Genomic DNA, 23010 nt, shown 5'->3' with positions numbered 1-23010 from the left:
GCCGGCCGCCTTGCCGCGAGCTTACAGATCGGGAATGGCGGTGTCAGGCGGAGCGGAGCAGCGGGCGGTTTGCGAGGATTCGCACGGGCGGGCCTCTGGCGATGCCGACCCCTTATGCAGCGCTCGGTCTTTACCCGCCTTGCTAGGCAGCTTAGCCGCATGCCGGATCAGGCCTTTCAGGAACTTCAGAATGTCCCAGCCGTCGACCATGTCGCCCATTTCGAGCGGCGCTCTCCTCCTGCGCTACATCGCTTTCCTGATCATCGGGGTGATCGTCCTGAATGTCGCGATCATGGCGCTGGAGTCCTATTTCAAGCAATCGCCGGGCAGCACGGGCGCCGTGGGCCTGATCCTGATCTGGAGCGCCGCTTCATGGATCGGGCAGATCTGGTTCAGGCGCGAGCAGACCCGCCCGCCATCCGGCCGAGCCTGGTCCGTCGCGCTGCTGTGCGCGCTTGCGACCTTGGTGCTGCAGGCCCTTTTCGTGCTCGTCATCGCCGGCTTCATGCCGGGCGGCTTCGCCAGCATCGCGCACTATCGCAGCAGCGATCAGATGCTCATCGCCGGGGCGTTTCTCGGGATTTTCGTACTGGAGTTCCTACTGATCCGCGCCGCGATCAGCTGGGGGGCGAGGGCCGAGGAGAAGCGGGCGCAGCGGCTGGCCGCCAAGGGCGCTGTCTAGCTCCCGATCACGCCCCGGCGCCGGAGCAGGACAAGAGTCAGTAGCGCGGCGGCGAGACAGGTCAGCGTCACGAAGACCGCGCCGGCCTCCGATTCGACCCAGGGCAGACCCTTCACGTTGATGCCGAACAGGCCGGTGATGAAGGTCGCGGGCAGGAAGAGTGCCGTCAGCAGCGACAGCACATAGAGCTGCCGGTTGGTGCGGCTGGCCGAGCGGGCGGCGATTTCATCCTGCAAGAGCCGCGCCCTGTCCTGCACCGACTGGACATCGTGGTGCAGCCCGTCGACGCGCTGGAGCAATCGCGTTGCCGCGGCCTTGACCGCATCCGGCGCGCTGCGGCCCGACTGGGTCTCCGCGAAGCGCCGGAACAGGACATGCAGGCCGCTGAGCTGGCGATGCAGCCGGACGGCTGTGCGCCGGACCGCGCCGACGCGCTGGGGGCCGTCGTGCAATCGGTCGAGCAGGATATGGTCCTCGACGCTGTCGGTCTCGTCGACGAGGCGCACGACCGCATCCGTGACGTCGTCGATGATGTATTCGATGATCTGCTCGAAGAGGCCTGCCGGGCTCGCCGCCGGCTCGCCGCGATCGAGCGCTTCGGCCGTCATGCGGATCGAATGCAGGGCCTCGCGCCGGCCGGTCAGCAGGAAGCTCTCGCCGATGATCCAGCGCAGTGCGCCGACATCCTCCGACTTGTCGGCGATGTCGCGGATCAGGTCGTGCGAGACGCCCCAGGCGAGATTGGCGGAGTGGTCCAGCCGCTGGTGCGGCTCATGCGAGAGGAAGGCTTCCTGCGTCGCGTCCGGCAGGTCCTGTTCGGCGACCCAGCTCTGCGCGCGGGTATGGACGAGATCGAGATGGAGCCAGACGAAGCCCTCTGTCGGGGCGAGGTTCGGCATCTCGTCGCGCGGGATGCGGGTGGGCTGCCCGTCCGCGTCGAAGCGATAGGCCCAGATGATGCCGGACTGGGATTGGAGATCGCTGAGCATGCCGGGCTTCCGCTACCGCTGCGGGGCCGATCCGGCAGCGCGGCGCCTAAGGGCGCCGCGGATATGACGGCGGCATGACAGCCGGCAAAAGGGCTTCAGTCTCGGCCGATCGAGCCGGTCACGTCGGCGCGGCGGTTATCGGCCGTGCGTGCGTTCGGAATCCGGCCGGGCGGGGCGAATTTCAGCCTGGTGCCGCCGGCTTCCCTGGGCGCGCGCAGGCCGGCGGGCGTAGGAGGCGGCGTCCGGGCCGCGACCTTCGGCTCGCCGCCATGCCATTTACGCGTGCCGATATCGAAGCGGCCCTGGCGCCAGGCCTCGAACTCGCGCTCGCTGCCGAAGAAGGCGTTGCGGTCGACATCGCCGGTGATGCCCGGCACGCGGCCGGTGGTGGTGAACTGCCAGAACTCCCAGCGGTCGCGCTCGTAGCGCTTCGCCAGCGGCGCGGCGGTCGAGCGCAGCCAGAAGGGGTGGTCGTTGAGCTCGCCTTCCAGCACGTCCTCGTGGAAATTGATGTCGGTATAGATCACCGGCTTCTTGCCGGTGTGCTCGCGCAGGCCCTTCAGCATCTCGTTGATCTTGGCCATGGCCAGCTCCTTCGAGATCTTGCGGGTGCATTGCGAGTCGTTCTGCCATTCGACGTCGAGCACTGGCGGCAGGGCGTCGGGATCACGCGGGATGTGCTTCTTGATCCAGCGCACCTGGTCCTTGGCCGAGCGGCACCACCAGACGAAGTGATAGGCGCCGCGGGCGACGCCGTGCTTCTTCGCCTCGGCCCAGTTGCGCTTGAAATTCGGATCGAGATGGTCGCCGCCCTCGGTCGCCTTGATGAAGGCGAAGCGCGTGCCGGCATCCTTGACCCGGGCCCAGTCGATCTCGCCCTGCCAGCGGGAGACATCGATGCCCTGGATCACCTTGCGCCGCGCATCGCGGACGCCGTGATGCGGCGAGCTGTCGCCCTTCTTCGGATAGAGCGCCTGCGCGGGCTCGACGAGACCTATCATCAGGGCCGCGAAGGCGAGGGCTTTCAGCCCGATCCGTCCGCTGGTCAGCTTGCGCGCTGGCATGTGTTCCTCCCGCATCACAGGTCCAGATGCGAGGAGCGTGGTTAAGCGCCGGTTAGAATTGCCGCGCAGTCGAACAATGAATTTCAGCCTTGGTTAACCGGGGCGGTTTGGCCCGTCCGCTCAGTCGAGGACGACGGGCTCGACCTGGTTGTCCATGGCCCGCATCGTCGAGGCGACGGCCGGCACGCTGCCGGGGATGCGCGCGACGGGCATGTCGCCGGGCTCCTGCGGCTCCGGGGCGGCAGGGGGAGGCAGCGGCTGCTGCTGGACCGGCGCAGGCTGTGCCGGCCCCTCGCGCCGGTCCCAGCGGCGCGTGCCGATATCGTATTCGCCGCGCAGCCAGCCGGCGAACTGGCTCTCGCTGCCGAAGAAGGCGTTGCGATCGACGTCGCCCTTGATGCCCGGCACGCGGCCGGTGGTGGTGAACTGCCAGAAGGCCCAGGGGCGGTTGCTATAGCGGGTTTCCGGCAGCGCGGCCGTCGAGCGGATCCAGTAGGGGTAGTTGTTGAACTGCCCCTCCAGCACCTCGCGATGGAAGGTGATGTCGGTGTAGATCACCGGCTTCTTGCCGGTGAGCTGTTCCAGCTCGGTCAGCATGAGCGCGATCTTCTCGCGGGCGAGCTCGCGGTCGATCTTCTGCGGGCAGGTCCGCGAATGGCCGTTCCATTCGACGTCGAGCACCGGGGGCAGGGCATCGGGATCGTTCGGGATCTGCTGCTTGAACCAGACCGCCTGCTCATGGGCCGGGCGGCACCAGAAGACGAAATGGTAGGCGCCGCGCGGGACGCCGGCGCGGCGCGCGCCTTCCCAGTTGCGCCGGAAGGTCGGGTCGACATGGTCGCCGCCTTCGGTCGCCTTCATGTAGACGAAGCGGGTGCCGGCCGCCTTGACGGCGTTCCAGTCGATCTCGCCCTGCCAGCGGGAGATGTCGATGCCGTGGATCGGATACTGATGCGCCGCCGCGACGCCGGGATGCGGCCGGGCATCGCCCTTCGAGGGGTAGTTGTCGAGCGCCACGCAGCCGCCAAGGGCCGCAAAAGCGGCGGCGGCCAGAAGGGGCAGGGCACGGAAGCGAGGCATGCGGCGGGCGTTCATGTCCCGGAGAATTGCTGGGAATGCTTGACGGCCGGTTTACGTTACCAAAGTTCTGCCATCTGTCAGCCCGATCTCGGGCGGAACGAGGCCGAGTGCCGGTGGCGAAGACGAATCGCAGCTGACGCGCAACCTGAAGGCTTGAGCCGAAGTCGTTGACATCGCCCGGAAACACGAAAGGCGACCCGAAGGTCGCCTTTCGCTGGACTTTCATCCGAATTTGGTGCGGTCGAGAGGACTCGAACCTCCACGGGTCTCCCCGCTACCACCTCAAGGTAGTGCGTCTACCAATTCCGCCACGACCGCAGCTCGGTTCCGGTTGCGGGCGGTGCAACCAGGGAGCGGCGCCGATCTAGCAAATCGAATCCGCTGCCACAAGGGTGTCATCAAGGAAAAACGCAGAACCGCGAATTTTCCCCAGGTCGGCCGCCTCAGGCGGCCTCGGCGACGGTCTGCAGGGTGTAGATCGTCGGCCGCTTGAGCATCTGGGTGATCTCGACGGAGATTCGCGCGCCGCTGACCACGACGATTCCCTTGGCGAAGGGATGGTTGTTGGCGAGAATCTGGACCTCGTCGGTCTCGCTGGTGTTCAGCTCGATGATGGCGCCGCGGCCGAGGCGCAGCAGCTTGTAGATCGGCATTTCGGTCTGGCCGAGCACCACCGTGAGTTCCACCGGGACGAGATCGAGATCGGCCTTCAAGTCCTGCCTCCGGAACCCTACTTCAGAATTGGACCAGCGAAACTTGCCTGCCTGCCGGTTTTGGGCGCAAGAGGCGTTCCGCGTGTCGGGCCGGTGTGTCGCCAGCCCGGAAACTTTGGACGAAACATGGTTAAGCCATGGTGAAGATGCGTGAAGATCTGGCCGTCTCCTTCCTGCCGGAGGGAGCGTCCGAGCCGGTCGAATGGGTCGTGGCCGAGGGGTTCGTCGGCTATGACGAGGCCGTTGCCGAGATGGAGGCCCGTGCCGGGCTGATCGCGGACGGGCTGGCGCGCGAGCGCGTCTGGCTGGTCGAGCATCCGCCGCTCTATACCGCCGGCACTTCGGCCCGCGACGAGGACCTGATCGCGCCGGAGCGCTTCCCGGTGTTCCGCTCGGGGCGGGGCGGACAATTCACCTATCACGGTCCCGGCCAGCGCGTGGCCTATGTCATGCTCGACCTGAAGCGGCGCCAGCCGGACCTGCGCCGCTTCGTCGCCGCGCTGGAGGGCTGGCTGATCGGCGCGCTCGACGACGTCAATATCCGCGGGGAGCGGCGCGAGGACCGCGTCGGCGTCTGGGTGCGCCGGCCCACCAAGGGCGCCGATGTCGAGGACAAGATCGCCGCGATCGGCATCCGCGTGCGGCGCTGGGTCTCCTTCCACGGCATCTCGCTCAATGTCGACCCGGACCTGTCGCATTTCGACGGGATCGTGCCCTGCGGCGTCAGCCAGTACGGGGTGACCTCGCTGGTCGATCTCGGCCTGCCGGTGACGATGCCGGAGGTCGATTCGGTGCTGCGCGAGGCGTTCGAGCGCGTGTTCGGGCCGACCGTCCAAATCTGATCGTCCCAGCCTGATTTACCATCCGTTAGCCATGCGCGGCCATCTTCGACCGGGGTTGGGTTGAAGATGGGGACGACAATGCGAAGCTTTTTTCTGGCGGGCAGCCTCGCCATGCTGCTCGCGGCCTGCAACACGACCGACCAGCGTATCGCCGGTGCAGCGGCCGGCGCGGGAGCCGGCGCACTCGTCGGCGGGCCGATCGGGGCCATTGCCGGTGGCGCGATCGGTGCGGTTGCCGCGCCGTCGGTGACCGGCTCGATCAACAAGATGCAGGAATGAGACGATCCAGCGGCGCGGATTTGCACGGCCGCGTCCGTGCGTCCGCGCCGGTTGGCGTTTTCGACGCGGCGCGCCATAAACTCGGCAGAGATTGTCGTCGAGGAGCGCGCCCGTGCCTGTCATCGAGAGCAAGGTCGACCTGAATTCGGCCGAGACTCGCGCCAATACCGAAGCCTGGGCCGGATTGCGCGACGAACTCCGGCAGCATCGCGCCACCGCCGCGCTCGGCGGCAATGCCAAGTCCCGCGAACGCCACACCGCCCGCGGCAAGCTGCTGCCGCGCGAGCGCGTGCTGCGGCTGACCGATCCGGGCTCGGCCTTCCTCGAGATCGGCTCGCTCGCCGCCTTCGGCATGTATGAGGGCGATGTCCATGCCGCCGGCATGATCGCCGGCATCGGGCGCGTCGCGGGCAGGGAGTGCATGATCGTCTGCAACGACGCGACGATCAAAGGCGGCACCTACTACCCGATGACGGTGAAGAAGCATCTGCGCGCCCAGGAGATCGCGCGTGAGAACCGCTTGCCCTGCATCTATCTCGTCGATTCCGGCGGCGCGAACCTGCCGCACCAGACCGAGGTCTTCCCCGACCGCGAGCATTTCGGCCGCATCTTCTACAATCAGGCGACGCTCTCGGCCGAAGGCATCCCGCAGGTCGCGGTGGTGATGGGCTCCTGCACGGCCGGCGGCGCCTATGTGCCGGCGATGTCGGACGAGACGGTGATCGTCCGGAAGCAGGGCACGATCTTCCTGGGCGGTCCGCCGCTGGTGAAGGCGGCGACCGGCGAGGTCGTCTCGGCCGAGGACCTGGGCGGCGCCGATGTCCATGCCCGCCTCTCGGGCGTGGCCGACCATTATGCCGGCGACGACACCCATGCGCTCGCCATCGCCCGGCGCATCGCCGGCAATCTCAACAGCGTCAAGCGCCCGGATATCGACATCGCCGAGCCGGTCGAGCCGCTTTACGACCCGGCCGAGCTCGAAGCCGTCGTCCCGACCGATCTCAAGAAGCAGTACGATATCCGCGAGGTGATCGCGCGGCTCGTCGACGGCTCGGAATTCGACGAATTCAAGAAGCTCTACGGCACGACGCTGGTGACGGGCTTCGCCCGCATCCACGGCATCCCGGTCGGGATCATCGCCAATAACGGCATCCTGTTCTCGGAAAGCGCGGTCAAGGGCGCGCATTTCATCGAGTTGTGCTGCCAGCGGCGAATTCCGCTGCTCTTCCTGCAGAACATCACCGGCTTCATGGTCGGCCGCGATGTCGAGACGCGCGGCATCGCCAAGGACGGCGCCAAGCTCGTCACGGCGGTGGCCTCGGCGCGGGTGCCGAAGATCACGGTGCTGGTCGGCGGCTCGTTCGGCGCCGGCAATTACGGCATGTGCGGGCGGGCCTATTCGCCGCGCTTCCTGTTCACCTGGCCGAATTCGCGGATCTCGGTCATGGGCGGCGAGCAGGCAGCGAGCGTGCTCGCGACGGTACGCCGCGACAATATCGAGGCCGAGGGCAAGAGCTGGCCGGCGGCCGAGGAGGAGGCCTTCAAGGCGCCGATCCGCAGCAAGTACGAGGAAGAAGGCTGACCCTATTTCGCGACGGCGCGGCTCTGGGACGACGGCATCATCCTGCCCTCCGAGACCCGCCGCGTGCTGGCGCTGGCCTTCTCGGCGACGCTCAACGCAGAGGTGCCGGAGACGAAGTTCGGCGTGTTCAGGATGTGACAGGCGCTCGGGCAATGCCCGAGTCGCCTGCTCCTCGTCCGAGCGACCCTAGTTCTTCACGGTCGAGACGATGCGAACCTCGCCCGGTGCGGCCTGCCGGGCCGGGCGCTCGACTTGCAGGGCCGTCACCGGCCCAGCCTTGAGGGCCCTGACCGCACCGTTGAAATAGTCGGTGAACGCCCGGATGCGGCTGCGTTCCTTCAGTGAAACGAGCTGGGTTCTCAGAAGGTCCTCGAAGTCGGACCGGCGCCGCTCGCCTCTGTTGCCGTTGAACACGACGACCCTGCCCGGCAGCACCACGACATCTCCCTTGCGCAGGGTCGGGTCGCTCAAGAACCAGTTGGGGTCCTTCACCGGGTCCATCGGCGTGACCAGGACGAGCGGCCGCTCGGCTTGCGCCTTCTTCGGCGCCTTTGCCGATGGCCGCCCGTGGGGGCGGATGGTCACCTCCAGCGGCGTCGAGACATAGGGTGTCTCGGTGCGAGGAGGCGGGCCAAGCAGAAAGTCAAGAAAGCCGGCATAGGCGGGTCGCAGAGCGAAAAGCTCCAGAACAACCACGCTTGCAACGGCAACGACGGCGCTTTTCATGGAATGCACCAATCCCCAGGCATACGCATAGTCCATAGCGGGGATAACACCTGTGCTTTTTTATTCCAAGCTATTGAAAGCGCTAAGTCCACAGTGGCGTTAATCGCCGTCATATGTGGCTAACATCTTGTTTAGTACGATTTGAAAAGGGGACGCAGTTGATTAGCGGGCTGCCATGACAGGGTTGTTACAGCCGCCGGCGCCGCGTGCGGATCATGACCTCGCGCTGCGGCGGGCGCGCGGGCGTCGATGGAGGGAGCGGCGCGCCCGCTCTCAGCGCAGCTCGATCTTCACGACCTCGTAGACGGCCCGCGCGCCGCGCTTGTCGCCGGGCGCGGCGAGGCGCCACCCACCGTCGAGCGGCTTGCCGTCCACTGCCGTGACGAGAATCAGCGGCAAGTTGCCGAAATCGGGATGGATCTCGCCGATTGAGAAGGCGATCTGGTAGCCGTCCTTCGCGCTGACCAAGAAGGTCTTCTTCAATTGCTCGACGGGCTTCAGGCCGTCCAGCGCCTTGTTGGCCTGAAGGACATCCCAGAGCAGCACGCCCTTGTAACGTCGTGTCGCCGGCCCTTTGGAGGTCTCGAAAGTCACGTCGCGCTCGGCGGCGGGCAGAGCAGCGAGCGATTGCGCCGTGAGCTGGATCGGCGCGGAACTGATACCGACCAGCGCGACGATCGGTTCCTGGGCGCGCAGGGTCGGGGGCGCCATCAGCAGCGCGAACGCGATCAGCAATGAACGAAGCAATGCGGACGATCTCCGTGGGACGGTTGTTGCATCAGGACATTATCCGCCGTGCCTGTCGATCTGGAACCTGCAGTGCCTCCTCCTGACCCCCGTCCCGCGATCAGGCGCCGAGCGGCGCGGAGGCGCCTTTCGGCATGGCTTTGAAGGTGATCGCCCAGAACAGCAGCGTGACCAGGCTGATCGCCGCGCCGAGGATGCAGACGCCCGGCCAGCCGGCATGAGCATAGGCGACGGTCGATAGAGATGAACCCACTGCGCTGCCGATGGAATAGAAGACCATATAAGCCGCCGTCAGGCGGCTCTGCGCCTCGGGCCTGACCCGGTAGATCATCGCCTGATTGGTGACATGGACGGCCTGAAGCCCGAAATCGATGATCAGCACGCCGGTGATCAGCCAGAGAATCGAGTGGTGCAGTTGCGCGATCATCAGCCAGGACAACAGCATCAACCCGAGTGCGATGCCGGTCGTGCGTTGACCATGACCCCGGTCGGTCCATCGTCCGGCGCGGGTGGCGCCCAGCGCGCCTGCCACGCCGGCGAGGCCGAACAGGCCGATCTGCGTATGGGAGAAGGAGAAGGGCGGTGCGCTCAACGGCAGGACGAGGGGCGTGAGCAGCGTCGTGATATTCGCGAAGATCAGCATGGCGATGATGCCGCGGATAAGCAGCACCGGCTCCTCGACGATCAGCGTGACCAGCGAGGCGATCAGGCGTCCATAAGAGAGGCCGGTGGCGCTTCGCTCCTGCCTTGGCAATGCCTTCCAGAGCAGGAATGCGATCACGATCGTCAGAAGAGCTGAGGCGAAATAGACGGTTCGCCAGCCGGAGAGATCGGTCAAGGCGCCGGCGACGGTTCGCGCCAGCAGGATGCCGATGACGATGCCGCTGGTGACGATGCCGACGACATGGCCTCTCTCGGACGGACGCGCGAGGCTTGCGGCATAGGCGACAAGGGCCTGTGTCACGACCGCCAGAAGCCCGACTGCAGCCATCGCGCCGAGCAGCATCGCTGCCGATTGCGAAAAGCCGACGCAGGCAAGAGCCAGCACGGACAAAAGGGATTGCCCGACGATGAGCTTGCGCCGGTCGAACAGGTCGCCCAGTGGGACGAGGAGCAGCAGGCCGAGTCCGTAGCCGAGTTGCGTTGCCCCGACGATCAACCCCGCGACGATGCGCGACAGGCCGAGATCATCGGCCATCACGTCGAGCAAGGGATGGGCGAAATAGGCATTCGCCACCGCAAGCCCGCTGGCGACGGCGAACAGCAGGATTGTCCGGTTGTTCAGAGCGGGTGTCGCTGGGTCTCGTAGGCGTGCATGCTCGTTCGCGGGCGCCGGAGGCGCCGCGTCCTGGATCAATCTCATTGCAGACTCCGGGGCGGTTTGGTTTTATAATGAAACCAGTGTCAGCAGTAACGGTATAGGTTTTATCATGCAACCAAAAATGCCGCCCCCGACGAGAGACCGGCGACGGCCGCGCTGATGGTCGCCCGCACGAGCCTCAAGGGCGATTATTGCCCGAGCGCGCGCTCCCTCGATGTGATCGGCGACTGGTGGTCGCTCTTGATCGTCCGCGACGCTTTCGATGGGATGACCCGCTTCGGCGAGTTCCAGAAGAGCCTCGGGATCGCCAAGAACATCCTGACCGACAGGCTCAAGACGCTGGTGGAGAACGGTATTCTGGAGACCGTGCCCGTCGGCGACGGCGGCGCGCGCATGCAGTATCGCCTGACGGAGGTGGGGAAGGATCTCTTCCCCGTCATGGTCGCGCTGCGGCAATTCGGCGAACGTCATCTCTTCGCGCCGGAGGAGGAGCGTTCGCAACTGGTCGAGCGCGAGACCGGACTGTCGGTGCGCCTCGATGTCAGGACGGAGGACGGCCGCGCGATCGGGCCGGATCAGGCGGTGATCCTGAAGGTTCCCGAGCTGGATTGAGCGCCGGAATCAGCCCAGCGAAAATGCCTCGTGCACGGCGCTCTGCACGCCGCCGCCCATGACCGGGCCGCCGCCGGCGACATGGATCGCATCGCCGACCAGCGCGGCGCCGAGCCCATGGCGGGGCGTCAGCATCGGCGCGTATTGCTCCCAGCCGTCGGTCGCCGGGTCATAGGCTTCCATCTGGCCGAAGACGCGGTTGGTGCCTTCCCCGCCCATCACGAAGACCTTGCCGCGATAGAGCACGGCGCCATGGCCGGAGCGGCCCGTCGGCATCGGCGTACGCATCGTCCATTTATCCGCGGCCGAATCGTAGGAATGGTGCAGGTTCGAGTTGGTGTGGAAGGAGTCGACGCGCCCGCCGATGACATGGATCAGGTTGCCGATGGCGAGCGTGCCGGTGTGGTCGCGGGCGGTGGGCATCGGCGTGCGCTCGCTCCAGCGGTCGGTTTTCGGATCATAGACGAGGTGCCAGTCGATCGAGCGCTTGGTCTCGGTGGTCTCGCCGATCGCGCCGCCGACGACATGCAGCACGCCGCCGAGGCCGACGACGGCGGTCGAGCCGGCGGCACGGGGGAGGGCTGCGATCTCGGCCCAGCGATCGGCCCTGGGATCATAGGTGAAGCAGCGCGGATGCGGTTTGCGGTTCTGCTCCAGAAAGCCGCCGATGGCATAGAGCTTGCCGCCGAGGAAGGCGACGCCAACATGGTTGGCGCCCTGAGGCAGGGGGGCGCCGTCGCTCCATTTGTCGGCCTTGCCGTCATAGACATGGTGATAGGGCCGGTCCGTGCGCTGCTCGCCATAGCCGCCGACGACATGCATCCGGTCCTCGAAGGCGGTTGCCCAGGCCATCTCCGAGCGCGGCAGCGGCAAGGGCGCTTTGGCGCTCCAGCGGCCGGGGCTGGCGGCTTTCGGCGCGGGCGAATCGAAGACGTTCTGCGCTGCCGCCAATTGTGGCTTCTCGATCCGGCCGGGCTGGCTCAGGCGCTCATATTGCGGGCCGTGATGCTCGTGGCCCTGCTGCTGGGCAAGCGCCGGGCCGGCCAATGCGGCGGCACCGGCGGCGAGCAGGCGGCGGCGGTTGAGGCTGGTCATTGCGTCGTCCTCCCGAATACAACGATAGGGCAGAGCCGGCGGGCGGCAAGCGCATGGTGTGCCGGCCGTCGCATGGTTCCCCTGGGCGGTTTCGCCCGTTATGGTCGGGCGCCATCTCAAACGATTTAGGTCTAGGGAAACACGGGGAAACGCATGTCTGGGCATAACAAGGTCGCGATCATCACCGGCGCCGGCTCGGGCGTGGGCGCTCGGTCGCCATCGCCTTCCTGAAAGACGGCTATCGCACCGTGCTGGCCGGCCGCCGGGCGGATGCACTGGAGGAGACGATCGCGCTCTCCGCCGTCGACAAGGGCCGCGCGCTGGCGGTGCCGACCGATGTCACCGACAAGGCCTCGGTCGAGAACCTGTTCGCCAGGACGAAGGAGGCCTTTGGCCGGGTCGACGTGCTCTTCAACAATGCTGGCGTCAACGCGCCGGGCGGCGTGCTGCTGGAGGACCTGTCGCTGGAGGACTGGCAGAAGGTGGTCGACACCAACCTGACCGGGCCGTTCCTCTGCACCCAGGCCGCCTTCAGGGCGATGAAGGAGCAGCAGCCGCAGGGCGGGCGCATCATCAACAATGGCTCGATCTCGGCCCATGCGCCGCGGCCGAACTCCGTCGCCTACACCGCGACGAAGCACGCGATCTCGGGCCTGACCAAGACCGCCGCGCTCGACGGGCGCAAATACGACATCGCCGTCGGCCAGGTCGACATCGGCAATGCGCTGACCGAGATGGCCAAGAAGATGACGACCGGCGTGCCGCAGGCGGACGGGTCGATCAAGGTCGAGCCGGTGATGGATGTCGACCATGTCGCGACGACCGTGCTGCACATGGCCGGCCTGCCGCTGGAGGCGAACGTGCTGTTCGTCACGGTGATGGCGACCAAGGCCCCCCTCGTCGGGCGCGGGTAATTGAACCGCTCCTTTCGTTAGCCTTCCCCCTTGCCAGTCATCCCGGGCGCAGCGCAGCGTAGACTTGGGGTCCATGCCGGAACGGTTCAGGCATGGATCCCGGATCGGCGCCGCTGACGCGGCTAGTCCGGGATGACAGGGGCGAGGGTGGTCACAGCGGACCAGGACATGGATGGTCGGGACAAATCCGACCATGGCGGGGGGCGGAGAAGGCTCGGCATCGAGCCCTGCTGTCGCCCGCGCCTATACGCTCACCATCTGGGCCATTGCGCTCGGTATCCTGATCCAGGCGGTGGCGACGGTCGCTTGGGCGCTCTCCATCGGCAATGCCCAGCTCTTCAAGGATGGCGTCGACTGGGTCTATGACGTCGCGCTCTACGGCATTGCGGCGGTCGTCTTCGGCCGCGATGCGCGGATCGAGCGGCTCGCGGCCGTCGCGATCGGTGCGGTCATGGCCGTCGCAGGCCTGCACACGCTCTACGATCTCTGGGACAAGATCGTCCGGCCGCGGCCGATCGAAATCTGGACGCTGGGCTTCGCGGCGGCGAGCGCCATCGTGATCGCCTTCCTCGTCGTCGGCGCGCTCTGGCGCTTCCGGCGCGAGCAGAACCCGGTGATCAAGGCTACCTGGCTGTCGAGCCGCAACGACACGATCTCGACGACCGGCTTCGCGCTGGTCGGGCTCGCCGCCCGCGTCGCGCCGGTGCGCTGGCCGGAATATCTGTTCGACCTCGTCGTCGCCGGCATCTGCTTCCAGGCGACATTGGCGATCTGGCGCTCGCTGCGGCGGAGCGTGGCTTCGGAACCATCGCAAACCGGTTTGCGCAACAAGGCGCAGACAGACGCCGCGGGCGGGCTATAAAGGCGGCACGTCTTCTGAGGATGCCGCCGCCATGACGATCGCCGCCAAGCTGCCCTCCATCCTGATCGCCAATCGCGGCGAGATCGCCTGCCGCGTGATCCGCACCGCCCGGCGGCTCGGCCTGCGCACCATCGCCGTCTATTCGGAGGCCGATGCCGAGGCGCTGTTCGTGCAGATGGCCGACGAGGCCTACCCGATCGGTCCGGCCCCGGCCCGCGAAAGCTATCTCGACGCGAACAAGATCCTCGCCGTCGCGAAGGAGGCAGGCGCCGCCTGTATCCATCCGGGCTATGGCTTCCTCTCCGAGAATGCCGATTTCGCCGATGCCTGCGCGGCGGCCGGCATCGTCTTCGTCGGCCCGCCGGCCTCGGCCATCCGGGCGATGGGCCTGAAGGATGCCGCCAAGGCGCTGGTCGAGAAGGCGAGCGTGCCTGTGGTGCCCGGCTATCACGGTGCCGAGCAAGGCGCCGATTTCCTCCGCTCGGAAGCACGGCGCATCGGCTATCCCGTGCTAATCAAGGCAGTCGCGGGCGGCGGCGGCAAGGGCATGAAGAAGGTCGACCGGCCCGAGGATTTCGACGATGCGCTCACCAGCGCCCAGCGCGAGGGGCAGAACGCCTTCGGCGACGCGCGCGTGCTGGTCGAGAAATATGTGCTCTCGCCGCGCCATGTCGAAATCCAGGTCTTCGGCGACAGCCACGGCAATGTCGTGCATCTCTACGAGCGCGACTGCTCCTTGCAACGCCGCCACCAGAAGGTGATCGAGGAGGCGCCGGCGCCGGGCATGAGCGCCGAGGTCCGCGCCGCCATGGGCAAGGCCGCGACCGAGGCCGCCAAGGCGGTCGGCTATGTCGGGGCCGGCACGGTCGAGTTCATCGCGGACGGGCGCGACGGGCTGAAGGCCGACGGCTTCTGGTTCATGGAGATGAACACGCGGCTTCAGGTCGAGCATCCCGTGACGGAGGCGATCACCGGGCTCGATCTCGTCGAATTGCAGTTGAAGGTCGCGGCCGGCGAGCCGTTCGGCTTCACGCAGGCGGATGTCTCAGCCAAGGGCCATGCCGTCGAGGCGCGGCTTTATGCCGAGGACCCGGAGAAGGGCTTCCTGCCTTCGACCGGCAAGCTCTGGGCGCTGCAATTCCCGGAGGGCGAGGGCATCCGCATCGATACCGGCGTCGAGGCCGGCGATACGGTGACGCCGTTCTACGACCCGATGATCGCCAAGGTGATCGCCCATGGCACGACGCGAGACGAAGCGCTCGACCGGCTGGGTGCCGCGCTGGGTGAGACGGTGGTCGCCGGCCCGCGCACCAATCTCGCTTTCCTGAAGAAGCTGACCGAGGCGGAGGGCTTCCGGAAGGGGCCGTTCGATACGGGTTTCATCGATCGCCATATCAGCGCGCTCGGCGCCGAGCCGCAGCCGCTCGATGCCGCGGCTGTGGCGGCCGCCGCCTTGCAGCTCGAGGAAGAGCGGCAGGCGGCGGGCATGATCGCAGCGGCGGGCCGGGCGGAGGGCGAATCCCGTTCCCCCTGGCTCGATCCCGACGCCTTCTCGCTGATGCCGCGCCAGCCGTTGGGGCTGCCGCTGACGGTCGATGGCGAGCGTATCGACGCCCGGATCGAATGGCATGGCGACGATGCCCGCGTCAGCCTGCCCGGCCACGAGATCGGCGAAGGCGAGCACGAGATCGCGCTGGCTGAGGGCGAGGGCGGCATCTGGTTCGCGCTGCATCGCGGCCGGCAGACGGCCGTCTCGCTGTTCGATCCGTTCAGCGTCGATCTCGACGCCGCGGCCGGCTCCGGCGGCGTGGTTAAGGCGCCGATGCATGGCAAGCTCGTTGCGCTCTTCGTCGCGCCGGGCGAGGCCGTGACCAAAGGCCAGCGTCTCGCCATCGTCGAGGCGATGAAGATGGAGCACGTCCTGACCGCTCCGCGCGATGGCACGGTCAGCGAGGTCGTCGGCGAGCCGGGCGGGCAGGTCGCGGAGGGCGCGAAGGTCGTCGTGCTGGGAGAGTGAGGCGGGAGATCGTCAGCGCTTGAACTGGAAGCGATCACCCTTGGCGGTAATCAGGTAATAGTTTCCAGCATCCTTGACGATCTTGTCGCATCGGGCCCGGCCGTTGTCGAAATCGACGCAGATGCGGCCATTGTCGACCCGATACGTGCCGGGGCTGCCGCCATTGTAGCTGTAGCGGCCGTCTGCGCCGAAACTCAATGAGCCTCCGGCCGTGATGGTTCGTCCGGCGATCAATTTCTGAAGCTCAGCTTTCGGCACAGGCTTGTCCTGAGCGTTGGCGGCGTCGAACAAGCTGATGAGGGCGGTTGCCGCCAGCATGACCGTACGCATCGATGCCTCCCATCGGTTATGCTCGCATTCTATTTTGCGCGGACGTTACGTCAACTGTCGTGAAGCGTAGTTCCCGGCAGTTGGCGCTACCTTTCAGGGCGGTGATTGTTCGAATCAATGCAGTCGTTTGCGGGTGGCTGCTGAGGTTCTGATTCAAGGTGTCGTCGTCGTGCTCGGGCTTGACACAAGCATCTCGGAAACCAGTGCCTTCTCGTCACAAGATTCTCGGGTCTGCGCTTCGCTTCGCCCGAGAATGACGGCAGGCCGTGCCCCTTAGGGCGCATCCAGGGCCGCGATCGCCCGCCCCGCGACGGCGAGATTAATTTCCGCCAGCGGGTCTTCATCCTCAAGGAACCAACTGGCCGACAACCCGCACCAGGCGATGATCCAGCGCAGCAGGCGCTCCCGCTCCAGTCCCGATTTCGCCAGCACGATCTCCAGCCGTCGCTCGAAGGCGCCCGGCGCGACGGCGACCGGCGGCTCAGGGTCGGCGAGATCGGGGTCGCAGAACAGGATCGTGTACTCGAAGGCGCGGTCGCCGATCACGGATTTCGGATCGATCGCGAGCCAGCCGCGGTCCTCGAAATCGAGGACGTTGTTGTGATGCAGGTCGGCATGGAGCGGCAGAATCTCCTGCTGTGCCGGCAGGAGCATGCTGGCTTCCGCCGCTGCGCGTGCAAGCAGGCCGCCATGTCGGACCGCCGCCGGAAACAGGTCCTTGAACCAGATGTCGAGCGGGATCAGCCCGTCGGGAGCCGGGCCGCGCGGCTTCTGAAGCGCCGCGATGGCATCGCAGAGGATCGTGGTGGCTTCGTCGTCGCCCGTCGCCCCGCTGCGGGCCATAGCAGCGAGCGAGCGTCGGCCTGTGGCGCGCTCGATCAGCATCGCCTCGCCATTCTCGCTGCGGGCGAGCAGGCGTGCGGCGCCGTCGCCGTTCCAGTATTCGAGCGGCAGGTAGCCGCTCCGCTCGTCCTCGACCTCGGGCAGCTTCAGCATGGCCGGCGCCCCGCCTTGCAGCACGGGCAGCAGATGGCTCGCATGGGTCCTGATCGGCTCGCCATCCGCGACGAGGCCCCAGCGGCTGAGCCAGGGTTCGAAGACCGTCCCGTAAATCCGGCTCATCCGCGGCCGATGACGGGGAATTGCTCGGCCTCATAGATCTGGCCGGAAACCGGGGCGCTGTCCTCCGAGAGCCAGAAGGCGGTGTGGGCGGCGATCTCCTCGGGCTGCATGATCCGGCCAGTCGGGGCGTCGCGCAGGGGGAGATGGTTCTGCCAGCCGGGCTTGCGGCCCTCGCGCTGCTGGGTCGCGTCCTCGTTGGCGGTCCAGGTCCAGCCGACATTGAGCTGGTTGGCGCGGATGCGCTCGGGGCCGAGCGTATTGGCGAGGTTGCGCGTCATCGTCATCAGCGCCCCCTTCGACATCGAATAGACCGTGAGGTTCGAGAGGCCGCAATAGGCGTTGATCGAGCCGACCGTCACGATCGCCCCCGGCGACTTCTGCGCCCGGAAGGCGCGGATCGCGGCCTCGGCGCAGAGCAGCGGAGCGCGGGTGTTGATCGCGAACATGTGGTCGAAGAAGGCGGCGGTGGTTTCGCCGAGGATGCCGCGCGGATAGATGCCGGCATTGTTGACGAGCCCGTCGATGCGGCCGAAAGCCGCGAGCGTGGCGTCGACGATGGCCTGCGCCGTGGCGGGCTCGGCGAGGTCCCCGGTCGCGCCGGCCGTCGCCGTGCCGAGCTTGGCGACGGCCGCGTCGACTTCGGCTGCGTCGCGGCCGTGGATCAGAACCTTTGCGCCCTCTGCGACGAGGCGCTCGGCCATCGCAAAGCCTATGCCGGTCGAGGAGCCGGTGACGAGGATGACCTTGCCTGCTAGTCCGCGCATAGGGAGCGTCCGTGTCTGGTTCGGGAGGTCGGAATGATCGTGAAGCGAATCGTCGCGACTATCGCAACCGCGGAGCCGGGGCTCGCGCAAGCGTTCTATGGCGATCTCTTCGGCCTCACCCTCGTCATGGATCATGGCTGGATTCAGACCTATGCCGCTGAAGTCGTGCCGGGCGGGCCGCAACTGAGCTTCGCCAGCGAGGGCGGTTCCGGTGCGCCGGTGCCCGATCTCTCGATCGAGGTCGACGATCTCGATGCGGTGCTTGAACGGGCGCAGGCTGCCGGTCATGCGGTCCTCTACGGCCCGGCCGACGAGCCCTGGGGCGTGAGGCGCTTCTTCCTGCGCGATCCGTTCGGGCGGCTCGTCAACGTGCTGGCGCATCGGGACTGACAGCCGGGCTGTGGAGAAGCGCGGCGGAGGCTGGCTTGGCGGTTTGCACGGGCCTATTTTGCAGCCATGCCCCTTCATCTGCTCAAGCTCTGCGTCGGCGCCGAATCGATCAGCGATCTCGAAAACTGGATCACTGAGCGCCAGGCACAGCGGCGTGCCCGCGGCGAGCCGGCGGAGCAATTGCACACGACGCGCATGGTGCCGAAGAAGGTCGAGGAGATCCTCGACGGCGGCTCGCTCTACTGGGTGATCAAGGGCCAGATTTCGGCGCGCCAGCGCCTGACCGATATCCGCCCCTTCACCGATGGTGAGGGCATCGGCCGCTGCCATCTGGTGATGGAGCCGATCGTTGTGCCGGTCGAGCCGCGGCCGTTCCGGCCCTTCCAGGGCTGGCGCTACCTGCAGGTGAAGGACGCCCCGCGAGACCTTTCCGAGCATGGCGGCGATCTCGGCGAGATGCCCGAGGAACTGCGGCGCGAACTGGCGGGGCTGGGGCTGCTGTAGGCAGCCTCACACCGGAATATTGTCGAGCAGCCGCGTGCTGCCGATGCGCGCCGCGAGGATCAGGCGGATCGGGCCATCCGCCAGCGAGGCGACCGGCGCCAGCGTCTCGACATGGCGCGCTTCCAGATAGTCGAGCTCGAAGCCGGCCGTGATGATCTCGTTCTGCGCATCGGCGACCGCCTTGAACAGGTCATCGCGGTTGCGGATTCGGGCGGCGAGGTCCTGCATCACGCGCTGGAGCAGGGGCGCCAGCGCCCGGTGCTCGGCCGAGAGGTAGCGGTTGCGCGAGGACATGGCGAGGCCGTCCGCCTCACGGATCGTCGCCAGCGGGACGATCTTGATGCCGAGGTCCAGGTCGGCGGCCATGCGGGTCACGACCTTGAGCTGCTGGTAGTCCTTCTCGCCGAAGATCGCGTAATCGGCGCGCGATTGGGTGAAGAGCTTGCAGCAGATCGTCGCGACGCCCTCGAAATGCGTCGGGCGAAAACGGTCCTCCAATCCGACGGCGGCCGGGCCGAGCAGCAGCACGCGCGTGGCGAAGCCGGCCGGGTACATTTCCTCGACGGAGGGGAAGAACACCGCGTCGGCGCCCGCCGCGACGAGCTTGGCGCAGTCGTCGTCGAAGGTGCGCGGGTATTTCTTGAAGTCCTCATGCGGGGCGAACTGGGTCGGGTTGACGAAGATCGTGACGATCACCCGCCGCGCATGGCGCTGGCCTTCGCTGACCAGCGCGATATGGCCCTCATGCAGCGCGCCCATGGTCGGCACCAGCGCGACCTTCTCTCCGGCGGCATGCCAGCCGGCCACGGCCTCGCGCATCGCGGCAACCGTCTCGAAAACCGTGATCCCGGCCACTGGCGCGCCCTCCGTTCGGCGCACGGGTAGCAAATGCCGGCGCCATGGCCAATATCAGGACCGAGAGATGATTCAGGCGGATCGAAGGGGTCGATGAGCGAGAAGAGGGACCAGGCTGTCGGCAAGGCGGGCGCGACCGCACCGGTTACGCATTCGCAGCCGGGCGAGATCGACCGCTTTCTCGGCGCGGCGAAGCAGCTCGCGCCCTTGGCGACGGGGCAGGCGGGTCGGCTCGTGTTCGCGCTCGACGCTACGATGAGCCGCCAACCCACATGGGATCTCGCCTGCTCGCTGCAGGCCCGGATGTTCGATGTCGCTTCGAAGACATCAGAATCCGGCGGCGGGCTTGCGGTGCAGCTCGTCTATTTCAGGGGGATCGGCGAGTGCCGCGCTTCCGGCTGGGTCGGCGAGCCCGCGCGCCTGACCGGTTTGATGCGCAAGATTGCCTGCGAGGGCGGTCAGACCCAGATCGCCCGCGTGCTGCGCCATGTCCGGGATGAGGCGAAATCCGTATCGGTACGCGCCTTCGTCTATGTCGGCGATGCGATGGAGGAGGATGTCGACGCGTTATCAGCGCTTGCCGGCGAGCTCGGTCTGCGCGGCATCCGTGGCTTCGTCTTCCAGGAGGGGCATGATCCGGCGGCGAGCGCGGCGTTCGCGACGATCGCCCGCCTGACCGGCGGTGCCCATGCCCGCTTCGACGTGAATGCGCCGGGTTCCCTGCTCGACCTCCTGCGCGGCGCGGCGGCCTACGCGGCCGGCGGGCGCGAGGCGATGCTGCGTTTGGCGGGTTCGACGCCTGCTGTGAAAGGGTTGATCGCTGCGATGGATGGAGGAGGCCGGTGAGCCTGCTTTACGGCGTTGCCGTGCTGATCCTGGTCTGGTGGCTGGCGAAGCTTTTTGCCGGGGCCAACCCCAAAGTGCTGGCGCGATTGGCGAAGACCGGCGGTGGCGTCGCCGCACTCGGTGTCGCCGGGCTCCTGATGGTGCGCGGCCGGATGGACATGGCGATCTTCCTCGGCGGCGTCGGCGCCTGGCTGCTCGGCTGGAGCGCGACCGGGCCGGGCGGCATCCGCTTTCCCTGGGCCGATCGCGCCGGCCCGACGCCGGGCGCGACCTCGAAGGTCAAGTCCGCGCTGCTGGAGATGGAGCTCGACCATGACAGCGGCGCGATGGCCGGCAGCGTCACTGCCGGCCCCTATGCGGGGCGGGCGCTCGACAGCCTCGATATGTCCGAGCTTTCCGCGCTGATGCGCGACTGCCTCACGCGCGATCCGGACGGAGCGCGCCTGCTAGAGGCATATCTCGACCGCCGGTCGCCCGGCTGGCGTGAAGACGCTCAGCGTGATGGCGACGCGGGGCAGCGCGGCGCGGCGGGCGCGGGCGCGATGACGCAGCAGGAGGCCTACGATATCCTGGGGCTTCAATCGGGGGCGGGCGAGGAGGCGGTCCGCGAAGCCCACCGGGCCCTGATGAAGCGCATCCACCCGGATGCCGGGGGCACCAGCGGCCTTGCCGCTCGCGTCAACCAGGCCAAGGACGTCCTTCTGAAGCAGCGCTAGCGAAGGGGTCGGGGAGTGGGTCTGCGACATGTCGTGAACTCCTTTCCCGGGTCCCTGGTCAGCTACGCGTCGCGAAGCAGGAGAAACCGCCGCGCTTCAGTTGGTTGCAGGCGTTCTGCGCGTCCTTCGAGTCGTCGAAACCGGCGAATCGGGCGCGGAAGAGGGTGGAGCCGCCCTTCGCGACCTTCTCGGTGAAGGCCGATGCGCTGGCGAGCGAGGTCGAGGCCTTGGCCTTGGCGCGGGCCAGGATTTCCTTGGCCTTGCCTTCGTCATCGGTGGCGCCGAGCTGGATCACCCATTTGCCGGAGGCGACGATCGCGGCCTGGTGCGTCATGACCGGGGCCGGCTCCTGAACCTGAACCTTGGCGGGAGCGGCTTCGACCTTGCGGGCGACCGGGGCGGCGGGAACGTCGATCCTGGCTTCGGCGAGCTTCACCGGCTCGGCGGCGGGCTCGGGCACCTTGGCGATCGAGGAGGTGACGTCGACATTCGCCGGCGGGCGCAGGACCTTGGCATCGGCCGGCTGGGCACCGATCGACCAGCGCATGGCCGAGGGCGTCGTCGTCGCGGCGACCGGGCGCATGCCGGAAATCTGCAGTGGCTGGCCACCGGCGACGGCGATCGGGCGCGGCGGCGCGATCGGGGTGGTGGTCGGCATCGGGGCATAGGCGCGGGCGGCGGCCGGAAGCGGCTGCTCCTCGACCTGCGGCTGCTGGCGCGGACGCGGCACCGGGATCGGGGCGGGCTCGGCCGCGGCGACCTGCTGGATCGCGCGCGGACGCTCCTCCGGCTCCGGGGCCTCGGCGACCATCACCGAGGAGCGGCCGCTGGTCGAGGCGCGGGGCAGGCTGGCGAGCACGAGATCCGTCATGATCTTGTCGCGCGAGGCGCCGGAACGGCCGCCGAGCACGATCGAGACGACATGCCGGCCTTCCGCCTTGGCCGAGGTCATCAGGTTGAAGCCGGAGGCGCGGGTGTAGCCGGTCTTGATGCCGTCCACGCCCTCGACCTTGCCGAGCAGGCGGTTATGCCCGCGGATCGTGCGGCTGCCGTACTGGAAGGCGCGCATCGAGAACAGCGGGTAGTATTTCGGGAAGCGCTCCTGGATGGCGCGGGCGAGAATGGTGAGGTCGCGCGCCGTCGTGATGTTCGGCGGGGAATGCGGCAGGCCGTGCGGATTGTAGAAGCGGGTCGAGCCCATGCCGAGTGCGCGCGCCCGGCGCGTCATCTGCTCGGCGAAGGCCTCCTCGGACCCGGCGATGTTCTCGGCGACGACGACGGAGGAGTCGTTGGCCGAAAGCGTGATCATGCTCTTGATGGCGTCCTCGACCGCGATGGTCGAGCCGGCGCGCAGGCCAAGCTTGGTCGGCGGCTGCGAGGCCGCATAGGACGAGACCTTGAGCTCGGAATCCATGGTGAAGCGGCCGCGCTCCATCTGCTCGAAGAGCATGTAGAGCGTCATGACCTTGGTCAGCGAGGCCGGGATGCGCGCCGCATCCTCGTTCACTGCGTGCAGCGTGCGGCCGGTCTTCGCATCGACCACCATCGCGGCATAAGGGGGGGTATAGCCGCCACCGCCCGCGTGACGGCGCTTGCGCGCCTCGGCAGGAGAGGAAGCGATCGTGGCCGCAACGGCGACGACACCGATCAGACCCGCAACGGTTCGCAGACGCGACCGCCGCAACCCAACGCAACCAGACAACATGAACCCGCCTCGAAAACACAACCGTGGGCCGATCCCGCGCCTGGCTCATCGTGGCGCAGGGGACACAGTTCGAGAGGTTAGGCGGATGCGGTTACGGAGCCGTTAAAACTTGAACGGTTGCCAATGGAACGATCTGCGTTTGGTGCATTGCAGCGTTCTCTTGACATTCATGTTGCAATGCACAATATGCGGTCAGTCCCCGGTGGTGATCACGGTCACACGACCTTGGGGCGACATAACGGGCCGGCTCGGC

General features: G+C 67.2%; 22 protein-coding genes, 1 tRNA gene and 3 pseudogenes. 12 read left to right on the top strand and 14 right to left on the bottom strand.

Annotated elements, in window-relative coordinates; genetic code table 11:
- Window positions 1–190 precede the first annotated feature (190 nt).
- Window positions 191–682 (top strand): ABZJ_00895 family protein, encoded by a 492-nt coding sequence (locus ACFJGT_RS12840; protein ID WP_377848875.1) that lies wholly within the window; start codon window positions 191–193, stop codon window positions 680–682.
- Here the strand turns inward: ACFJGT_RS12840 and ACFJGT_RS12835 are convergent.
- The 5 genes and pseudogenes from ACFJGT_RS12835 to ACFJGT_RS12815 form a co-directional block, all read right to left on the bottom strand.
- Window positions 679–1671, bottom strand: a complete 993-nt coding sequence (locus tag ACFJGT_RS12835) for a CorA family divalent cation transporter (protein WP_377848874.1) — start codon at window positions 1669–1671, stop codon at window positions 679–681. The genes ACFJGT_RS12840 and ACFJGT_RS12835 overlap by 4 nt on opposite strands.
- A 95-nt stretch (window positions 1672–1766) precedes the next feature.
- Window positions 1767–2735 (bottom strand): GH25 family lysozyme, encoded by a 969-nt coding sequence (locus ACFJGT_RS12830; RefSeq protein WP_377848873.1) that lies wholly within the window; start codon window positions 2733–2735, stop codon window positions 1767–1769.
- A gap of 321 nt (window positions 2736–3056) precedes the next feature.
- Window positions 3057–3830: pseudogene (locus ACFJGT_RS12825) on the bottom strand (GH25 family lysozyme); the annotation flags it as partial.
- 218 nt (window positions 3831–4048) lie between these two features.
- Window positions 4049–4133, bottom strand: a tRNA-Leu gene (locus ACFJGT_RS12820).
- Between the two features lie 125 nt (window positions 4134–4258).
- A complete protein-coding gene (locus tag ACFJGT_RS12815) occupies window positions 4259–4528 on the bottom strand; it encodes a FliM/FliN family flagellar motor switch protein (protein WP_047582254.1) in 270 nt (89 codons plus the stop codon).
- Between the two features lie 146 nt (window positions 4529–4674).
- Between ACFJGT_RS12815 and lipB the strand changes: the two genes are divergently transcribed.
- The 3 genes and pseudogenes from lipB to ACFJGT_RS12800 all read left to right on the top strand — a co-directional run bounded on the left by lipB (window position 4675) and on the right by ACFJGT_RS12800 (window position 7369).
- Window positions 4675–5370: a lipoyl(octanoyl) transferase LipB gene (gene lipB, locus ACFJGT_RS12810; RefSeq protein ID WP_377848872.1), complete on the top strand. Its 696-nt coding sequence runs from the start codon at window positions 4675–4677 to the stop codon at window positions 5368–5370.
- A 78-nt stretch (window positions 5371–5448) separates the two neighbouring features.
- On the top strand, window positions 5449–5649 hold the full coding sequence (locus ACFJGT_RS12805) for a hypothetical protein (RefSeq protein WP_377848871.1): 201 nt from the start codon (window positions 5449–5451) through the stop codon (window positions 5647–5649).
- A gap of 139 nt (window positions 5650–5788) precedes the next feature.
- Window positions 5789–7369: pseudogene (locus ACFJGT_RS12800) on the top strand (carboxyl transferase domain-containing protein).
- A gap of 48 nt (window positions 7370–7417) precedes the next feature.
- Here the strand turns inward: ACFJGT_RS12800 and ACFJGT_RS12795 are convergent.
- The 3 genes from ACFJGT_RS12795 to ACFJGT_RS12785 form a co-directional block, all read right to left on the bottom strand.
- Window positions 7418–7957 (bottom strand): hypothetical protein, encoded by a 540-nt coding sequence (locus ACFJGT_RS12795; RefSeq protein ID WP_377848870.1) that lies wholly within the window; start codon window positions 7955–7957, stop codon window positions 7418–7420.
- A gap of 273 nt (window positions 7958–8230) precedes the next feature.
- The gene (locus ACFJGT_RS12790; protein ID WP_377848869.1) at window positions 8231–8704 is read right to left on the bottom strand and encodes a hypothetical protein; all 474 of its coding nucleotides are present in this window, start codon (window positions 8702–8704) and stop codon (window positions 8231–8233) included.
- Between the two features lie 100 nt (window positions 8705–8804).
- Window positions 8805–10067 carry an MFS transporter gene (locus ACFJGT_RS12785; RefSeq protein WP_377848868.1) on the bottom strand — a complete coding sequence of 421 codons (1263 nt, stop codon included), beginning with the start codon at window positions 10065–10067 and terminating at the stop codon, window positions 8805–8807.
- Window positions 10068–10184: 117 nt separating this feature from the next.
- Here ACFJGT_RS12785 and ACFJGT_RS12780 point away from each other — a divergent pair, with 117 nt between their 5' ends.
- Window positions 10185–10637, top strand: a complete 453-nt coding sequence (locus ACFJGT_RS12780) for a winged helix-turn-helix transcriptional regulator (protein ID WP_377848867.1) — start codon at window positions 10185–10187, stop codon at window positions 10635–10637.
- Between the two features lie 9 nt (window positions 10638–10646).
- Here ACFJGT_RS12780 and ACFJGT_RS12775 read toward each other — a convergent pair whose 3' ends face one another.
- A complete protein-coding gene (locus ACFJGT_RS12775; protein ID WP_377848866.1) occupies window positions 10647–11732 on the bottom strand; it encodes a Kelch repeat-containing protein in 1086 nt (361 codons plus the stop codon).
- 153 nt (window positions 11733–11885) lie between these two features.
- On the opposite strand from ACFJGT_RS12775, the pseudogene ACFJGT_RS12770 reads away from it, so the two are divergent.
- The 3 genes and pseudogenes from ACFJGT_RS12770 (at window position 11886) to ACFJGT_RS12760 (ending at window position 15525) form a co-directional block, all read left to right on the top strand.
- A pseudogene (locus tag ACFJGT_RS12770) lies at window positions 11886–12646 on the top strand (SDR family oxidoreductase).
- 193 nt (window positions 12647–12839) lie between these two features.
- A complete protein-coding gene (locus ACFJGT_RS12765; protein WP_377848865.1) occupies window positions 12840–13508 on the top strand; it encodes a cation transporter in 669 nt (222 codons plus the stop codon).
- A 31-nt stretch (window positions 13509–13539) separates the two neighbouring features.
- On the top strand, window positions 13540–15525 hold the full coding sequence (locus ACFJGT_RS12760; protein ID WP_377848864.1) for a biotin carboxylase N-terminal domain-containing protein: 1986 nt from the start codon (window positions 13540–13542) through the stop codon (window positions 15523–15525).
- A gap of 12 nt (window positions 15526–15537) precedes the next feature.
- Here the strand turns inward: ACFJGT_RS12760 and ACFJGT_RS12755 are convergent, their stop codons facing one another.
- The 3 genes from ACFJGT_RS12755 to ACFJGT_RS12745 form a co-directional block, all read right to left on the bottom strand.
- Window positions 15538–15855 (bottom strand): hypothetical protein, encoded by a 318-nt coding sequence (locus ACFJGT_RS12755; protein ID WP_377848863.1) that lies wholly within the window; start codon window positions 15853–15855, stop codon window positions 15538–15540.
- 273 nt (window positions 15856–16128) lie between these two features.
- The gene (locus ACFJGT_RS12750) at window positions 16129–16977 is read right to left on the bottom strand and encodes an aminoglycoside phosphotransferase family protein (protein WP_377848862.1); all 849 of its coding nucleotides are present in this window, start codon (window positions 16975–16977) and stop codon (window positions 16129–16131) included.
- Window positions 16974–17741: an SDR family oxidoreductase gene (locus tag ACFJGT_RS12745; RefSeq protein WP_377848861.1), complete on the bottom strand. Its 768-nt coding sequence runs from the start codon at window positions 17739–17741 to the stop codon at window positions 16974–16976. Before ACFJGT_RS12745 ends, ACFJGT_RS12750 begins: the two co-directional genes overlap by 4 nt.
- Window positions 17742–17774: 33 nt before the next feature.
- On the opposite strand from ACFJGT_RS12745, the gene ACFJGT_RS12740 reads away from it, so the two are divergent.
- Window positions 17775–18131, top strand: a complete 357-nt coding sequence (locus tag ACFJGT_RS12740; RefSeq protein WP_377848860.1) for a VOC family protein — start codon at window positions 17775–17777, stop codon at window positions 18129–18131.
- A gap of 66 nt (window positions 18132–18197) precedes the next feature.
- A complete protein-coding gene (locus tag ACFJGT_RS12735) occupies window positions 18198–18635 on the top strand; it encodes a DUF1489 family protein (RefSeq protein WP_377848859.1) in 438 nt (145 codons plus the stop codon).
- A gap of 6 nt (window positions 18636–18641) precedes the next feature.
- On the opposite strand, the gene panC is transcribed toward ACFJGT_RS12735, so the two are convergent.
- On the bottom strand, window positions 18642–19490 hold the full coding sequence (panC, locus tag ACFJGT_RS12730) for a pantoate--beta-alanine ligase (RefSeq protein WP_377848858.1): 849 nt from the start codon (window positions 19488–19490) through the stop codon (window positions 18642–18644).
- A 93-nt stretch (window positions 19491–19583) separates the two neighbouring features.
- On the opposite strand from panC, the gene ACFJGT_RS12725 reads away from it, so the two are divergent.
- Both ACFJGT_RS12725 and ACFJGT_RS12720 read left to right on the top strand, forming a co-directional pair.
- Window positions 19584–20336, top strand: a complete 753-nt coding sequence (locus tag ACFJGT_RS12725; RefSeq protein ID WP_377848857.1) for a VWA domain-containing protein — start codon at window positions 19584–19586, stop codon at window positions 20334–20336.
- A complete protein-coding gene (locus ACFJGT_RS12720) occupies window positions 20333–21052 on the top strand; it encodes a molecular chaperone DnaJ (protein ID WP_377848856.1) in 720 nt (239 codons plus the stop codon). Before ACFJGT_RS12725 ends, ACFJGT_RS12720 begins: the two co-directional genes overlap by 4 nt.
- Window positions 21053–21110: 58 nt before the next feature.
- Here the strand turns inward: ACFJGT_RS12720 and ACFJGT_RS12715 are convergent, their stop codons facing one another.
- Window positions 21111–22757 (bottom strand): SPOR domain-containing protein, encoded by a 1647-nt coding sequence (locus ACFJGT_RS12715; protein ID WP_377848855.1) that lies wholly within the window; start codon window positions 22755–22757, stop codon window positions 21111–21113.
- Window positions 22758–23010 lie beyond the last annotated feature (253 nt).

The organism is Allobosea sp. UC22_33, assembly GCF_042700715.1.
Taxonomy (GTDB): Bacteria; Pseudomonadota; Alphaproteobacteria; order Rhizobiales; family Beijerinckiaceae; genus Allobosea.
Note: the sequence above shows the minus strand (reverse complement) of the source record. Positions and strands in the feature narration are given on the sequence as shown.

What these genes read in the sequence shown, in the direction of transcription:
- ACFJGT_RS12840 (WP_377848875.1), top strand. Translation starts at nt 191, where the DNA reads ATGTCCCAGCCGTCGACCATGTCGCCCATTTCGAGCGGCGCTCTCCTC.
- ACFJGT_RS12835 (WP_377848874.1), bottom strand. Translation starts at nt 1,671, where the DNA reads ATGCTCAGCGATCTCCAATCCCAGTCCGGCATCATCTGGGCCTATCGC.
- ACFJGT_RS12830 (WP_377848873.1), bottom strand. Translation starts at nt 2,735, where the DNA reads ATGCCAGCGCGCAAGCTGACCAGCGGACGGATCGGGCTGAAAGCCCTC.
- lipB (WP_377848872.1), top strand. Translation starts at nt 4,675, where the DNA reads ATGCGTGAAGATCTGGCCGTCTCCTTCCTGCCGGAGGGAGCGTCCGAG.
- ACFJGT_RS12805 (WP_377848871.1), top strand. Translation starts at nt 5,449, where the DNA reads ATGCGAAGCTTTTTTCTGGCGGGCAGCCTCGCCATGCTGCTCGCGGCC.
- ACFJGT_RS12795 (WP_377848870.1), bottom strand. Translation starts at nt 7,957, where the DNA reads ATGAAAAGCGCCGTCGTTGCCGTTGCAAGCGTGGTTGTTCTGGAGCTT.
- ACFJGT_RS12785 (WP_377848868.1), bottom strand. Translation starts at nt 10,067, where the DNA reads ATGAGATTGATCCAGGACGCGGCGCCTCCGGCGCCCGCGAACGAGCAT.
- ACFJGT_RS12780 (WP_377848867.1), top strand. Translation starts at nt 10,185, where the DNA reads ATGGTCGCCCGCACGAGCCTCAAGGGCGATTATTGCCCGAGCGCGCGC.
- ACFJGT_RS12775 (WP_377848866.1), bottom strand. Translation starts at nt 11,732, where the DNA reads ATGACCAGCCTCAACCGCCGCCGCCTGCTCGCCGCCGGTGCCGCCGCA.
- ACFJGT_RS12765 (WP_377848865.1), top strand. Translation starts at nt 12,840, where the DNA reads ATGGCGGGGGGCGGAGAAGGCTCGGCATCGAGCCCTGCTGTCGCCCGC.
- ACFJGT_RS12760 (WP_377848864.1), top strand. Translation starts at nt 13,540, where the DNA reads ATGACGATCGCCGCCAAGCTGCCCTCCATCCTGATCGCCAATCGCGGC.
- ACFJGT_RS12755 (WP_377848863.1), bottom strand. Translation starts at nt 15,855, where the DNA reads ATGCGTACGGTCATGCTGGCGGCAACCGCCCTCATCAGCTTGTTCGAC.
- ACFJGT_RS12750 (WP_377848862.1), bottom strand. Translation starts at nt 16,977, where the DNA reads ATGAGCCGGATTTACGGGACGGTCTTCGAACCCTGGCTCAGCCGCTGG.
- ACFJGT_RS12745 (WP_377848861.1), bottom strand. Translation starts at nt 17,741, where the DNA reads ATGCGCGGACTAGCAGGCAAGGTCATCCTCGTCACCGGCTCCTCGACC.
- ACFJGT_RS12740 (WP_377848860.1), top strand. Translation starts at nt 17,775, where the DNA reads ATGATCGTGAAGCGAATCGTCGCGACTATCGCAACCGCGGAGCCGGGG.
- ACFJGT_RS12735 (WP_377848859.1), top strand. Translation starts at nt 18,198, where the DNA reads ATGCCCCTTCATCTGCTCAAGCTCTGCGTCGGCGCCGAATCGATCAGC.
- ACFJGT_RS12725 (WP_377848857.1), top strand. Translation starts at nt 19,584, where the DNA reads ATGAGCGAGAAGAGGGACCAGGCTGTCGGCAAGGCGGGCGCGACCGCA.
- ACFJGT_RS12715 (WP_377848855.1), bottom strand. Translation starts at nt 22,757, where the DNA reads ATGTTGTCTGGTTGCGTTGGGTTGCGGCGGTCGCGTCTGCGAACCGTT.